Raw genomic sequence first — 14,905 nt, 5'->3', positions numbered from 1 at the left:
TGCTTGCGACGCCTGAACCCCGTCCTCGCGGGCCCGACCGCACCGGCCTGTCCTGAACCTGCCTCGACCCGGACGACGGCTGGGCCTGACGGCGGTCACCGGCTAGGCGGCGAGGGAGCGGTCAGAACGGCCCGTCAGTCGACAGGTCCTCCCGCGCAGCCGGAGGACAGCCGGTACACGCCCGGCCGGGGTGCGGTAGCCGGGTCCACGAGCCGTCCGCGGCGACCCGCGCTCCCCGGACCACGACCACGGCGAATACGCGATCCGCACGGTGCGCGTCCCGGCACGAGGCGCCGCCCTCTCGATCCCGCCATCACGCCTTGAGATCACATAGCTGACCTGCAGCGACACCCTGAAAGACGCGGAATGCAGCCGGATTCGACCCCGATTCGACCCAGAAGCCCTCTCATCAAAGCCCCCCCTCGCCGCCATGGCCGAGGCGTTCCAGCGGGGTTCAGCTCACTCAGCGGCGTGGACCTGCCGCCATTGCGCAACTGCTCCTCGGTCAGCTCCACGGTCCGCGCAAGTCGATTCCACGACCGTTCGCCATAGAGCACCTGGCTCACAACCAACCCCGTTTTCACGCAGCCGGCTCAGCAGATCCCAACTTCACACCCCGACGTAGCCCCGCCGTGGCTCATCCTCTTGGCTCAAGGGGACTACACACGCAGAGTGTGCCTGGTGCCTTCCTGGTTCCGCATGAAGGGTCCCGAGTCGCCCGCGGTGCGTGTGCAGACGGGGTGGCGGCGCTCAGCCGGTCATGAAGCCCCCGGGAGAAAGCACACGATGTTCGGTATGAGTGAGCTGGCCTTGATCCTCCTCGTCGTCGTGGTCATCCTCGGGATCAAGAAGCTGCCGGAGTTGACGCGTTCGGCGGGCAAGGCCGCCCGGATCTTCAAGAGCGAGGCGAAGGCTCTCAAGGAACAGGATGCCCCCGGCGCTCCGGCTGGAGCCGGGCCGGCCGTCTCCGGCACCGTCGTCGATCGGGACGAGCCTTCTGCGCGTGCCTGACGGCGGGGACGACCCGCACAGGCTCCGGGCGACCGGGCGACACCCTCACCGCACGTGCGGCGGGGGCCGGTTACCTGCGCTTCCCGCCCCACCGCCGCAGCGCACAGCCGTTCGCCCGCCCCGCTCCATCCCTACTCGGTGCGCAGGGCGGTCGCCGTACGGGCTCTGGCCGCCCAGCTCGCGGGCAACAGCGCACCCAGGACGGCGATGAGCAGGCCCCCCAGGGCGAGCAGGGTCAGTTCGGCCGCGTGGTAGACGGCGAGTACGGAGTCCGGGAGTTCCAGGCCGGCGCTGTGGCCCATGGCTGGAATGACCCAGCCGTGCAGGGCGACGCCGAGCGGAACGCCCAGGGCTCCGCCGAGCAGCCCGGTCACCACGACGGAGGTGACGACCATCGCGATCACCTGCCGGGGGGTCATGCCCAGGGCTTTGTGGACGCCGAGTTCGCGCACGCGTTCGCGGGTGTCGAGGACGACCGCGTTGAGCACGCCCAGCGCTGCCACGGCGACGAGCATCAGCGTCAGGAGCGCGGACAGTGCGTTCAGGGTGGCGACCATGTCGCTGCCGCCTTCGGCCCCGCCCGCTCGGGCGGTGACGCCCAGCGGTTCGAGGCCCTTGTTCAGGGCGGCGACATAACCGGCCACGTCAGTACCGGATTTCGCCGCGATGTGCTGCGTGGTGTCGGTCAGGTCCGGGTGTGCGGGTGCGAGCGTCGCGGCGTCGGTGAACACCTGCATGCCGTCGTAGCGGGGGTCGAGGACCTCGCCGACGATTCGGACCGTGACCGCCTTGCCCAGGCCGCCCAGCGTGATGGTGTCCCCGATGTGCGTACCGGTGGCGGTGAGGAAGGGGGTGGGAACGGCGGCCTCGCCGGGCTCGGCGATCCAGCGGCCGGAGACCATCGTGTAGCCGCCCCAGGAGGCGTCGCCGGTGAAGGCGACGACCGCGGTGGTGCCGGCCAGGCCGGGGACCGTGGCCCGGGCCGTCGCGGTCGTGTAGTACGTCCTGGTCGCGGGCTGGGCGTCGATCGCCGCGGCGACGGCGGCGGGATCGGGATCGGGCCGCGTGTCGGGGATCGGACCGTCGGGGCCGAGTTCCGGCAGGGGCGCAGCGACGGTGACGTCGGCGGCGGCGTGTGCCCTTGCCTTCGTCACTTCGCCGAGCGATGACCCCATGCCCACGGTGAAGGTGATCGCGGTGGCGCCGAACAGGATCGCCGTCCCCGTGGCCAGGGCACGGGCGGGTCGTGCGAAGGGGCGGGTCAGTCCCAGGGCGAGCGGCCGTGACAGGGGCAACCGTCCGGCCAGGCTTGCCGCCCACCGGCCGCGGTCCGATTGCGCGGCCCGCCCGACGGCGAGCGCGTCGACCGTGCGCAGCCGCCCGGCCCGCCAGGCGCTCGCCCACGCGGTCACCGCGACCAGGCCGAGCACGCCCGCGACCACGGCCGCGTCGACCCAGGGGGCGACGGCCAGGGACGTGGTGCCGTAGACGTCCTCCGTCTCGGACATGACCGGCACGGCCAGCAGATGGCCCGCGAGGAGGCCTAGCACGGTGCCTGCCGCCGCCGGGACGAGCGCCTGGCCCACGTAGGCCCGTACGACCTGTGCCGGGGTGAAGCCGATGGCCTTGAGGACGCCGATCCGGCGCAGTCCCGCCCCCACGGTGCCGGCGACCACGTTGCCCACGATGAGCACCGACATGACCAGACCCAGGACGCCGAACGCGAGGAGGAAGGGTACGTACAGCGCGGTCTCGCGCTCGGCGGAGGCCCTGACGGTGAGCCAGGACTGCGTCCCCGTCACCGCCTCGACCCCCGCCGTCACGGCCTCGCGGCCTGCCGCGATCTGTGCGGCCGTGCCGGCTGCGGTGAAGCGGTAGAGCATCTGGTAGCCGCCGGGGCGTTCGGGCGTGGCGAGTGCGGCGGCTTGGGCCGGTGTCACCCACGCGTCGGCGCTCCCGGTGACCGAACGGGCCGCGCCGACCACCTTCAGGGTGGGGTTGCCGGGCAGTCCCGGGAAGGTGAGTTCGAGCCCGAGGGCGGGAAACAGCGAGGCGTCGGTGTTCAGCACGATCTCGCCGGGACGAGTGGCCCAGCGCCCGGCGCTCAACGTCAGGTCGTCGACCGCGCCGTCGGGATCGCCACGGCCGACGACGGTCATCGGCCACGCGTCCGTACCTCCGTGGATCCGTGGGTTGACCGACACCGTACGGAACGGTCCGGCAGCGGCAGCCACTCCTTCGGCGCGACCTGTCTCCTTCGCCTGCCCGGCGTCGGTGCGGGCCGCGTCGTACTCGACGGACAGGTGCGCGCCGTGCTGCCGGGCGAAGGCGTCGTCGAAGGGCGCGCCGGAGACCACCAGCAGCGAGCCTCCCAGGACGGACGCGGCCACCGCCATCATCGCGGTCAGGCCGATCACCAGCGTCTGCACCCGGCGCCGGCCCACACCCGCGCGCACCACCCGGCCCAGCGCGCTCATCGGGCCACCTCCACGCTGACGTCCTCCACACCGGCGTCCTCGGCGATCCTGCCGTCGACGATGCGCACCGTGCGGTCCGTGCAGGAGCGGGCCAGGGCGAGGTCGTGAGTGACCACGACGAGGGTCTGGCCCTCGGCATTGAGGTCCCTGAGCAGTCGGCTGACGTCCTCACCGGCTGCCGTGTCGAGCGCGCCGGTGGGTTCGTCGGCCAGGATCAGCGCCGGGCGGTTCATCAACGCCCGCGCCACCGCGACGCGCTGGCGTTCACCGCCGGACAGCCGCCCCGGGTAGACGCGGGCGTGCCGGTCGATGCCGAGGGTCTCGAGGAGTTCCGCCGCGCGGCGATGCGCCTCGCCCCGCGCCATGCCGGCGAGCAGCGCGGGGAGCGCGACGTTGTCGGCGACGGTCTGATCGTCGAGCAGATTGAAGAACTGGAAGACCATGCCGATTTTGGATCGCCGGTACCGGGCCGCCGCCGCCTCGCCCAGGCCGTCGACCCGTACGCCGTCCACGGTGACGGTCCCCGTCTCCGGCCGGTCCAGGCCCGCGATCAGGTTGAGCAGCGTGGACTTGCCGCTGCCGGACGGCCCGAGGATCGCGACGGCCTCGCCGGAGCGCACGGTCAGCGACACGTCGTGGAGGGCGGGCGGCCCGTCGTCGTATCTGCGGCTCACGTCGCGCAGTTCGATCAGCGGCGGCTCGGTCATGAAGGGCTCCTTGCTTCCACACAGCTGGCGCCCTGGACGCTAGGCGGGCTTCCGGCCCGGCCACGTCCTTCGCCCGAGCCGTTTGCGGTCCTCCGTCGGAACGAGGGCCCGGCGGTGTCCTCCTTGAGAAGTAGGCGGCCGGCGTAGGAGGTGCGCCGGAAGTGATCTCCGGGACGGATCCCACGAGGGCGAGGCGGCGGTGAGAATGTGCCGGTGACGAACGAGACGACCGCGGCGGGCCGGCCACGAGAGGCAGCCCGCCGTGCGCTGCGCCCGACCGGGCCGGCTCCGCGCCTCACCCGGCGCGGACGGCAGTTCGACGTGATGGTGGCGGTGGCCTTCGCCGTCACCACCGTGTACTACGCCATCGACGTCACGAACAATCAGGTGCGCGAGGTCCTCCCCGGTGTGGAGAAGGTGGTCCAACCGTCGGGAACGGACGGCGCGGTCGCCCTGAGCGCCCTCGCGCTCGTCACCTCCGGTGCCCTGATCCAGCGGCGCCGCTACCCGCTCGGCGTGCTGTGCGTGGTGGCCTGCCTGGCGCTGCTCACCCCGCAGGACGTCGCGCGGCTGACCTTCTACCCCCTGGTCGTCGCCGTCTACAGCGCCGCCGCCTACAGCCCGTACCGGATTCCCACCCTGGTGGCCGTACCGACGGCGGTCCTCCTGGTCTACACGTCGGGCAGCTCGACCACCCACGTCTACCCGTACCAGCCGGGCATCGTCCCGAACGAGTACGTGGTCCTGTGGATCCTCGGGCCGCTGGCGATGGCCGCCAACGGGCTTCGCACCTGGAGGGTGCGCACCGACGAGGGCCGCGCGCGGCTGACCGCCGTGGAACGCGAGCAGGCCGAGGCGCTGCGTCGTGCCGTCGCCGAGGAACGCGCCAGGATCGCCCGCGAACTGCACGACGTCGTCACCCACAACGTCAGCGTCATGGTCATCCAGGCCGGGGCCGCCCGCAGGGTCATGAGAGCCGTCCCGGACGAGGCCGACGAGGCACTGCTCGCCGTCGAGGCGAGCGGACGGGCGGCCATGACCGATCTGCGTCACGTCATGGGCCTGCTCACCATGGACAGCGGCAGCCAGAACGCGGACCGCGCCGAGAAGTTGACCCCGCAGCCGGGTCTGGAGCAGCTGGAGACACTCGTCGGGCGGGTCCGGGAGACCGGCCTGCCGGTCGACCTGGAGATCACCGGAGCGGCCCGCCCCGTACCGCCCGGCATCGGGCTCACCGCATATCGCGTGGTCCAGGAGGCGCTCACGAACACGGTCAAACACGCCTGCGGAGCACATGCCACCGTGTCCGTCGAGTACGCCCCCGACCGGCTGCGGGTGGAAGTCTCCGATACCGGTGGCCTTCCCGGGCCCGGCGCGGCCACCGGGAACGGCCGCGGGCTGCTCGGCCTGCGCGAGCGCCTCTCCGTCTACGACGGAACCCTGGACACCGGCCGGCGCCTCACCGGCGGCTACCGTGTCGAGGCACTCATCCCTCTGGAGGCACTGTGACCGAGCCGCCGCCGCGCGTGGTGCTCGCCGACGACCAGACCCTGGTCCGTACCGGATTCCGGATGATCCTGCGCTCCGACGGCATCGAGGTCGTGGGCGAGGCCACCAACGGGTCCGAAGCCGTCGACGCGGTTCGCCGTACCCGGCCCGACGTCGTTCTGATGGACGTCCGGATGCCGGAGATGGACGGCCTGGAGGCCACTCGCCGCATCCTCACCGGCACCCCGGGCGAGCCGCGCGTGATCATCCTGACCACCTTCGACCTCGACGAGTACGTCTACGCGGCGCTGTCCGCGGGCGCCAGCGGCTTCCTCCTCAAGGACGTCACCCCCGAGCAGCTGATCGCCGCCGTCCGCACGGTCCGCTCCGGCGACGCCCTGCTCGCACCGGCCGTCACCCGACGCCTGGTCGAACGGTTCACCCGCCACGGGAGCCAGACCACGGCGATCCACCGGGACCTCACCTCGCTCACCTCGCGCGAACGCGAAGTCCTGGGGCTGGTGGCCCGAGGACTGAGCAACGCCGAACTCGCCGACCGCCTGCACCTGGCCGAGACCACGGTCAAGACCCATGTCTCCCGTGTCCTCGGCAAGCTCCAACTGCGTGACCGCGTCCAGGCCGTCATCGCCGCCTACGAGACCGGGCTGGTCAGCGTGGGCGGGCAGGAGCCCGCCCAGCCGACCGCCGAACACCCGTGAGGCCTGTCGGCGGCCACCCGAGTTTCCAGGACCTCGATGACGGTGCCGTGACAAGCGTCCGTCAGGCGGCCTGCGGATGCAGCAGCCGGCCGAGCAGGTCGTCGAGGGTGACGATGCCGGTGAGGCGACCGCTGTCGTCGCGGACGACGGCGAGCGAGGCCCGGCGTCGGCGCAGCTGCTCGATGGCGTGGCTGATCGTGTCCTGCTCGGTCAGTTCCGGCAGCGGACGGGCCAGGTCCCGGGCCGTGGCAGACCGTCCACGGGCGCGGGCGATGAGCGCGTCACGCGCGTGCACCGATCCGACGACCCGGTCACCGTCGCGCACCAGCAGACGGTTGCGGTCGTGCTCGGCCGCCTTGGCGAGGATCTCGTCCACCACCGCTTCCACCGCCACCGAGGTCACCTGCGCGGCGGGCACCTGGAGATCGCCCACCGGGTTGTGGGGCTCGGTGAGTGAGCTGGTGAGCAGCTCCGAGTCCGTCTCACTGATCAGACCGAGCCGCTCCGACTCCTCGATGAGACGAGTGGGGCACTCTCCCATCGAGTCACACCAGTGTCAGCCGCGCGCCGAGAGCCGCGCGCCGGCAGCCGCTCCTGGTCAGCCGGCGCACGGACCCGCGGCGCGTCACCGCCAGATGGACTTCAACTGCCACGCCCGCATGTGGTTGAGGGTGGCGGCGCCGCCCTCGGCGAAGACCTCGACGCCGGTGCTGGAGGGGTCGGGGAAGATCTGGTCGGTGATCACGGCTTCGCCGTTGCCGCCGAAGACCTCGACGGAGGACCAGTCGACGAGGATACGCAGTTTGACCTTGCCGTTCTTGGGCTTCAGGGGTGCGGTCTGGACGCCGGGGAAGGTGCTGTTGAAGTCCTCGGCGCCGGAGCGGGTGCGGTCGACGTACAGCTCCTGGGTCGTGGTGTCGTAGCCGATGACGGTCTCCTCGCCGCCTGCGCCGGTGCGCACCTTGAGGCCGAAGCGGTCGGCGTCTTTGAGGGAGAAGGTCGCCTCGATGTCGAGTGCCTTGCCCTTGGCCGCGGGGCCGATCAGCGGCTTGGAGGTGCTCTTGACGGTGACGCCTGACGCCGTCGCTGGGTGCTGCTGCCGGAGGGACTCCAGGCTGCCCACCGGCTTGCTGGTCAGCCGGGTCTGGCCGTTGATCGTGCGCAGGGCCATTTCCCGGGGAACGCTCTGCGCGCTGCGCCAGGGGGAGGTGGGGATGGATTGGCCGTAGTCCCAGTTGTTCATCCAGCCGATCATGTAGCGCTTGCCGCCCGGGGCGTTCTCCCAGGACACCGCCGCGTAGTAGTCCTTGCCGTAGTCGGTCCAGTCGGCGCGCTGTACGACGGACTTGGCGGGCTTCTCGGCGGCGGTGAACTGGTCGGCCATGACGTGGCCCCAGCCGACGGAGTTCATGTCGACGACCTGGATCTGCGCCTTCTTGCCGACGTAGGGGCGCAGGTCGAAGGAGGCCCAGTCCAGGCTCTCGCTGTCGGCGCCGGTCGTGCTGCGGACGACCTCGCCGTCGACCAGGAGATTGACGGACGTCTCCTGAGAGACGCGCGGGGCCTTGGTGTCGGACAACATGATGTGGTCGACGTTGAGGTGACCCCAGCCGCCGCTGTTGTTGTCGACGATCTTGATCTGCGCCTTCTTGCCGGCGAGTTCGCCAACGTCCCAGGAGGCCCAGTTGAGTGCCTCGCGGTCCTTTCCGGTGGCGCTGCGGACGACCTGGCCGTCCACGAGGAGTTCGACGGCGGTGGGGTTGTCGGAGTCGGCAGGGTGGTTGCCGCCGCCGATGAGGAAGTTGATGTGCTTCTTGTCGATGGTGAACTCGGGCGAGGTGAGTGTGCCGGTGGCCGAGTCACCGTTCAGGAAGGTGTTGGCCAGCCCGTCTCCCAGGAATCCGGAGACTTGCCCCTGGTCGGGGAGGGTGCCGGGGGCCGGTGCGGTGCCGAAGGCGTCCCCGGTCGCCGTCCAGTCGCCGTAGGTGCCGCCTTCGAAGTCGGCGAGGACCGTGCCCTCGGGCGGAGTTCTGTCCATGACGGTTCCGGCCTCGTGCGGATGCCGCCCGCCACCGACCTTGAAGTTCAGGTAGGGGCTGTCGACGGTGAATTCGGGTGAGGTGAGGGTGCCGGTGGCTCCGTCACCGCCGTGGAAGCTGTTGGCGAGGCCCTTGCCGTCGAAGCCCTCGACGGTCCCCTGCCAGTCCACCGCCCCGGTTGCCGGTCCCTGGCCGAACGCGGTGCCGGTGGTCGTCCAGGAACCGAAATTGGTGCCCTCGAAGTCCTGCACCACCGTGCCGGTGGGCGGGGTGTAGGTGCCCTTGTCGTCTGCGGTGAACTTCTTGCCATCGAAGTCACCGATGAAGTATTGCGAGCCCGAACCGCCCGCGATACCACCGGGATTGATGTTGACGACCAAGACCCACTTGATCTTCTTCTTGTTCCCGTCGACCGCGAGGGGGAACAGGTCGGGGCACTCCCACACGCCGCCCGTCGCACCGGCCGGCCCGAACTCGCTCTGCAGCTTCCAGTCCTTGAGGTTCTTGGACGAGTAGAACTGCACCTTGTGCTCGGCGGACAGCGACACCGTCATGAGCCAGCTGTTGGTCGGCGCGTACCACTGGACCTTGGGATCGCGGAAGTTGTTGGAGCCGATGTCGATGACGGGGTTGCCCTGGTACTTGGTCCAGGTGCGGCCGCGGTCGGTGCTGTAGGCGAGCGACTGGGCCTGCTTGCCGCCGTTTTTGTAGGCGCTGGTGTAGATCGCCACCATGGGCGGGTTTTTCTTCGTCCCGAAGCCGGTGGTGTTGTTCCAGTCGACGACCGCACTGCCGGAGAACACCATCTCCTCGTCGTCGTGCGACAGGGCGAGCGGCAACTCCTCCCAGTACACGAGGTCCTTGCTCACCGCGTGCCCCCAGGACATGTCGCCCCACGTGTTGCCGTTGGGGTTGTACTGGTAGAAGAGGTGGTACTCGCCCTTGTAGTACACGAGCCCGTTGGGGTCGTTCATCCAGTTCTTCTCCGGAGTGAAGTGGAACTGGGGTCTGTAGGTCTCGGTGTACGTCGGGGTGTCGGCAGCGACGGCTGAAGGAGCCAGCGGAGCTGCGGACAGGGCGCAGACGGTCGCCACCGCCGCCATCATCCGTATGCGGGCATGCCGGGATACGCGTGCAGAGCTCATGGTGTCTCCTAGTCCCGCGGCTCGTCGGCGCAGCACTGACTGCGGCCCCGGCGCGGACGGACCGAAAAGTGGCATCCCAGCGGCGTCGACGTCCACGCAGCCGACTGGGGCGTCAGCGACGACGAATGTCATCGATGACAGCGAGTGCCCGATTATGAAGGGCAATCCGGCCAGCGCGTCAACGGTGCGGGCGGGATTGCTTCGGGACGGGTCTACGGTCCGTCGGGCATCGTCGGCAGTCGCGAACCGCACCAACGAGTTCGGCCATGGCGGGTTGGACTTGGCAACCGCGCAGGTCAGAGCGGTGACCTGGGTGGCAACCGGCAGGCTTCCGCGGCCTCGCGCGAGACCGAGATCGGCTGCGTCAACAAGTTGTTTCCGGGGTGTTGACCGGTGGGGCCTCTCGGTGCTTCACTCCCGGAACCGGTACCGAAACCGGTTCCGGTACTGCTTCCGGTACCGGTTGCACGGGTCTCTGTACGATCGTCCCTTCGGTGCGGGAGGGAAGTCTTCCGCCTCTGCAGAAAGGGAGGGGAGGTGACATGGGAGTCACTATCGCCGACGTGGCCACGCGGGCCGGCGTCAGCAAGACGACGGTCTCGCGGGTGCTGAACGCCAAGGGCGAGATCAGCGAGGACACCGTCTCGAAGGTCCGCGAGGCGATCTCGGAACTCGGCTATGTGCCGAGCGCGGGGGCCGTGGGGCTGGCACGCGGCACGACACAGATGATCGGCATGCTGGTCCCTGACCTGGCATGGGTCTGGGCCGGCATCGTGCAGGCGGTCGTCGAGACGCTGGAGGCCGAGGGCTTCGGGCTGCGGATGCTGACCGTGAACGGCGGTGAGGAGTCACTGCGCAGGCTGGGCCTGCAGGTCGCCGCCAAGTCGTTCGACGGCCTGCTGGTGATTGAGCCCGAGGGGGCCCTGGCGGCCATCACGGAACTGCACGAGGCCGGACTGCCGGTGGTGCTGATAGACGACCGCTTCCAGCGGCCGGGATTCCCCTACGTGGCCACCACCAACCGGGAGGGCGGTGAGCAGGCGGCGCGCCACCTGCTGGACCTCGGTCGCCGTCGCCCTCTGGTGGTGACCGGTCCTGATGAGTACGGCTGCACCCAGGAACGGCTGGGCGGCTTCGTCGACGTCTATGCGCAGGCCGGGATCGAGCTCGACCCGCGCAGCATCATCGGCGGTGACTTCTTGTTCGACACAGCCCGGAGCGCGGTCGCGGGGGCTCTCGCGGACGGCGTGGAGTTCGACGCGGTCTTCGGGCACAACGACCCCTCGGCGGCCGGCGTGCTCGCGGCCCTGCACGAGGCCGGCCTCAAGATTCCGCGGGATGTCGCCGTGGTGGGGTTCGACGACGTCGAGGTGGCGTCGTACACCTATCCGGCCTTGACCACCATCCGCCAGCCGATGCGGGAGATGGGTGAGGCAGCGGCGCGTCTGCTGCTCGACCACGTGCGCAGATCGCCCGAGGCCGCCCCCTCGCGCATCATTCCCACCAGCCTCGTGATCCGTGGTTCGACGTTAGAGCCGAGCTCGAACTGACGCGATGTCATCACGATGCGTACGTGATGGCACCTCGCAGCCGGGCGGTGCGTCGCCGGTGACGCACCGCCCCCCGTCTCCTTGAAACCTCGGCGACCCACTTGGGCCTCGCCTTCCTCGCAACCATGGCGGCTGCACACGCGTTCATGCGGCACCGCCCACATGCGCCCTTCCGCTCGCGCGTTCCCGATCCGGGACACCGAACGGCGCGCCTGGCCCACCCCGCCCGGCCCCTACCCACTCCGCGTCGGATGCTCCAGCCGCGCCCTGCGGCTGACCGCCGATGCCGCTGTCGCCGCAGACGGTCCCCACCCGTGCGCCGGCCCATCCGGGCGTCCGCCCGCTCTCACCCTTAGCCCCCCGCGCCTGTATCGCTCAACGGCAAGGAGCCGCATCATGCGTATCACCACCCGTCACGCTGTCAGAACCGTCCAGACCCTGTGCGTCACCGTCACGGCAGCCCTCGTGGCCACCGGCTGCGGCCGGAGCGAGGATTCCGGCCCCGGCAAGGACGCACCCGCCGAGATTGCCGCGGGCAAGGCCAAGGGGACGGTGGTCATGTGGTCCATGGGCGACCCCGACGAAGACCTCAAGGAACTGGCCAAGAAGTTCGAGCAGGAGAACCCGGACGCAGACGTCAAGATCACCGCGGTCCCGTGGGACGGCGCCCACGACAAGCTGACCACCGCCATCGCCGGCGGCAACACACCGGACATGTCCATGGTGGGCAGCACTTGGATGGCCGAGATGGCCGCCTTGAACGGCTTCCAGGCCACCCCGACGTCGATCAAGTCCTCGGACTTCTACCCCGGCCAGTGGGACACCACCAAGTACAAGAAGACCTCCTACGGCGTCCCGTTCATCGCCGACACCCAAGCGGTCTTCTACCGGACCGACATCACCAAGAAGGCCGGTATCAAGGGCGCCCTGGCCGGCGACCGGGCCGGATACCTGAAGGATCTCAAGGCCATCCAGGCCACCGCCGGCAAGGAGAACCCCAAGCTGCGCCATGCCAGCGGGCTGGTGATGGGCTTCAACTCCTGGATTTTCTGGGTGCCGATGGTCTGGCAGCAGGGCGGTGACATCTACGACGCCAAGACCGGGAAGTTCACCTTCGACTCGCCCGAGGTCGCCAAGGCGCTGGAGGACTACGCGAGCGTCCCCAAGCAGGGCCTGGCGCCGACCGACAGGTCGGACAACGTTCAGGGCTTCCGGGACGGGCTGATCGCCGTCTACCAGGAGGGTGCGTGGGCCGGCGGCAGCCTCCACAAGGACGCCCCGGAGCTGGACGGCAAGTGGAAGACCATGCCGATGCCGTACTCCGAGCAGCCCGCCGGGTTCGCCGGCGGCAGCGACCTGGCGGTGTTCAAGGAGGCCAAGAACCCCGACGCGGCATGGAAGTTCGCCCAGTTCCTGACCGAGCCCGCCAACCTCGCGGCCTATTCCAAGGCCACCGGCAGCCTGCCTCCTTCGCCCCAGGCGTGGACGGAGGGGAAGCTGACCGAGGACGAGAACTTGAAGGCGTTCGCCGAGCAGCTCGAGGTCAGCAAGGCGCCGCCCGCCATCACGACCTGGCAGCAGATCGCCGACACCATCGACTCCGAACTGGAGAAGCTGACCCTCGGCAAGGCCACCGTCGCCGAGGTGCAGAAGACACTGCAGTCCAAGGCCACCAGCATCGGCACGGGCCGCTGAGCGCCACCGCCATGAGCACCCCTCGTAGGGACGGATGACATCCATGTCCACGAATACACTCCCCGGGCGGGGCGACACCGGCAAGCAGAACACCGGAGGGCCGGAGCGGAGTGCCGATCGCCGGAGCCTCACGTTCCGGAGCCCGGCGCGCGGCAGGCAGGCCCGGGCCGCCTGGCTCCTCGCCGGGCCCTTCCTCGCGCTGTTCGCGGCCTTCATGCTGCTGCCGGTGGTGTGGTCGCTGCTGATGAGTTTGACCGACACTCAGAGCGCTGACCTGCGCACCCCTTTGAACGTGTCGTTCGTCGGCTTCGACAACTACGTGCGGCTCTTCCAGGACGATCAGTTCTTCACGGCCCTGCGCAACACGGCCGTGTTCGTCCTGGTGGCCCTGCCCCTCACCCTGGCCGCCGGGCTCGCCGCGGCGGTCGCCCTCGACCGGGGCATCCGCCGTTTCCGGGCCGTCTTCCGGGTCGGCTTCTACCTCCCGGTGATCACCAGCATCGTGGCCGTCGCCGTGGTGTGGAAGACGCTCCTCGAACCTCGCGCGGGACTGGTGAACCTCGTCCTGGGCTGGTTCGGGATCGACGGCCCGGCCTGGCTGGCGGACACCCGCTTCGCACTGCCCGTCATGATCCTGATGGCCGTATGGCGCAACCTGGGCACCGTCATGATCATCATGCTGGCCGGGCTGCAGTCCGTGCCCCAGTCCCTGATGGAGGCGGCAGAACTCGACGGCGCCGGGCCCTGGCAACGGTTCTGGCGCGTCACCTTCCCGCTCCTGCGTCCCGCCCTGCTGCTCACCGCCGTCACGACCGGCATCGGCTACCTGCAGTTCTTCGACGAACCGTTCGTCATGACCGACGGCGGACCGCTGGACTCCACCCTCTCGGCCACGTTGTACGCCTACAAACAGTTCGGCAACGGCAATTACGAGATGGCGTCGGCCGCCAGCTACGTCATCTTCGTCCTCATCGTGGCGCTGACCGTGCTGCAGTTCCGCGTGCTGCGAGACAAGGACTGACGACCCATGAGCACCCTCTCCACCCTCCCCACGGCACAACCGGGCACGGACCGCGTCCTCAAGCGTCGCCGCATCCGCCAGACCTGGGGCCAGCCCTGGCTGTATCTGCCGCTCGCGGGCGCCCTGCTGCTGATGATCGCGCCGTTCCTGTGGATGCTGTCCGGCTCCTTCAAACCCGAGGCCGACATCCGCAGCGTCCCGCCCGTCCTGCTCCCCACGGCGCCCACGACCGCCAACTACGGTGAGCTGTTCAGCACGCTCGACTTCACGAGCATGTTCGCCAACTCCGTGATCGTGGCCCTCGCCGTCACCGCCGGGAACCTGATCTTCTGCTCGATGCTCGGATACGCCCTGGCCAAGCTGGAGTTCCGCGGACAGCGCGCCGTTTTCCTGCTGGTCATGGGGACGCTCATGATCCCCGGCCTGGTCACCTTCGTTCCCCTGTACGTGCTGGTGTCCAACATGCAGCTGACCGGCTCCATGCTCGGGCTGATCCTGCCGTTCCTGGCCGGCCCCTTCGGGGTGTTCCTGATGCGGCAGTTCATCTCCACCCTGCCCGACGAGCTGATCGACGCCGCCCGCGTCGACGGCTGCAGCGAACTGTCCATCTTCGCGAAGATCATCCTGCCGCTGACCAAGCCGGCCCTCGCCACCCTCGGGATCATCACCTTCCTCGGCTCCTGGAACAACTTCCTGTGGCCCCTGGTCGTGGCCCAGAACGAGAGCCAGTACACCCTTCCCGTCGGCCTCGCCCTGGCCAGCAGCGGACAGTCCTTCACCCGCTTCGGCATCCTGCTCGCCGGCGCCATGGTCGTCCTGCTGCCGGTGATGATCGTCTTCCTCTTCTTCCAGCGCCAGTTCGTGGCCGGCATCGCCACCACCGGCCTGAAGTGACACCCCGGCTCCCACCCCGCCGCCCCATGCCGTGCCGGTCCCGCCCGGGGCGGCGGACAGACGGCACGCGAGCCCCGCCGCGCAGGGCGGCAGCGTGCGCGCGACGAGGCACTCGCGTCGCCCATCAACTCTCTGATCTGTGACGACTCATCTCTTGGA

At 69.7% G+C, this 14,905-nt stretch carries 10 protein-coding genes and 1 pseudogene; 7 read left to right on the top strand and 4 right to left on the bottom strand.

From position 1 onward, the window contains the following. Positions 1–795: 795 nt before the first annotated feature. Entirely contained in the window at positions 796–1,011 is a 216-nt protein-coding gene (locus OHU34_RS38290; RefSeq protein WP_405770729.1) for a twin-arginine translocase TatA/TatE family subunit, read from the top strand. 131 nt (positions 1,012–1,142) lie between these two features. Here the strand turns inward: OHU34_RS38290 and OHU34_RS38285 are convergent, their stop codons facing one another. Continuing rightward, entirely contained in the window at positions 1,143–3,488 is a 2,346-nt protein-coding gene (locus tag OHU34_RS38285) for an FtsX-like permease family protein (RefSeq protein ID WP_405770727.1), read from the bottom strand. Further along, complete coding sequence (locus OHU34_RS38280; protein WP_142268810.1) at positions 3,485–4,195, bottom strand: ABC transporter ATP-binding protein; 711 nt, start codon at positions 4,193–4,195, stop codon at positions 3,485–3,487. Before OHU34_RS38280 ends, OHU34_RS38285 begins: the two co-directional genes overlap by 4 nt. Before the next feature lie 213 nt (positions 4,196–4,408). Here OHU34_RS38280 and OHU34_RS38275 point away from each other — a divergent pair, with 213 nt between their 5' ends. Both OHU34_RS38275 and OHU34_RS38270 read left to right on the top strand, forming a co-directional pair. Further along, positions 4,409–5,704: a sensor histidine kinase gene (locus OHU34_RS38275; RefSeq protein ID WP_235034700.1), complete on the top strand. Its 1,296-nt coding sequence runs from the start codon at positions 4,409–4,411 to the stop codon at positions 5,702–5,704. Beyond that, positions 5,701–6,402 carry a response regulator transcription factor gene (locus OHU34_RS38270; protein WP_142268811.1) on the top strand — a complete coding sequence of 234 codons (702 nt, stop codon included), beginning with the start codon at positions 5,701–5,703 and terminating at the stop codon, positions 6,400–6,402. Before OHU34_RS38275 ends, OHU34_RS38270 begins: the two co-directional genes overlap by 4 nt. A 61-nt stretch (positions 6,403–6,463) precedes the next feature. On the opposite strand, the pseudogene OHU34_RS38265 reads toward OHU34_RS38270, so the two are convergent. After that, a pseudogene (locus OHU34_RS38265) lies at positions 6,464–6,928 on the bottom strand (CBS domain-containing protein); the annotation flags it as partial. Between the two features lie 99 nt (positions 6,929–7,027). Next, entirely contained in the window at positions 7,028–9,586 is a 2,559-nt protein-coding gene (locus OHU34_RS38260; protein ID WP_405770722.1) for a GH32 C-terminal domain-containing protein, read from the bottom strand. A 542-nt stretch (positions 9,587–10,128) separates the two neighbouring features. Here OHU34_RS38260 and OHU34_RS38255 point away from each other — a divergent pair. The 4 genes from OHU34_RS38255 to OHU34_RS38240 all read left to right on the top strand — a co-directional run bounded on the left by OHU34_RS38255 (position 10,129) and on the right by OHU34_RS38240 (position 14,746). Continuing rightward, complete coding sequence (locus tag OHU34_RS38255; protein WP_142268814.1) at positions 10,129–11,136, top strand: LacI family DNA-binding transcriptional regulator; 1,008 nt, start codon at positions 10,129–10,131, stop codon at positions 11,134–11,136. Positions 11,137–11,532: 396 nt separating this feature from the next. Next, on the top strand, positions 11,533–12,831 hold the full coding sequence (locus OHU34_RS38250) for an extracellular solute-binding protein (protein WP_142268815.1): 1,299 nt from the start codon (positions 11,533–11,535) through the stop codon (positions 12,829–12,831). Between the two features lie 34 nt (positions 12,832–12,865). After that, the gene (locus tag OHU34_RS38245; RefSeq protein WP_142268816.1) at positions 12,866–13,852 is read left to right on the top strand and encodes a carbohydrate ABC transporter permease; all 987 of its coding nucleotides are present in this window, start codon (positions 12,866–12,868) and stop codon (positions 13,850–13,852) included. Between the two features lie 6 nt (positions 13,853–13,858). Then, entirely contained in the window at positions 13,859–14,746 is an 888-nt protein-coding gene (locus tag OHU34_RS38240) for a carbohydrate ABC transporter permease (RefSeq protein WP_142268817.1), read from the top strand. Positions 14,747–14,905: the final 159 nt, after the last annotated feature.

It is taken from the genome of Streptomyces sp. NBC_00080 (genome assembly GCF_045041255.1).
GTDB lineage: Bacteria > Actinomycetota > Actinomycetes > Streptomycetales > Streptomycetaceae > Streptomyces > Streptomyces coriariae.
Note: the sequence above shows the minus strand (reverse complement) of the source record. Positions and strands in the feature narration are given on the sequence as shown.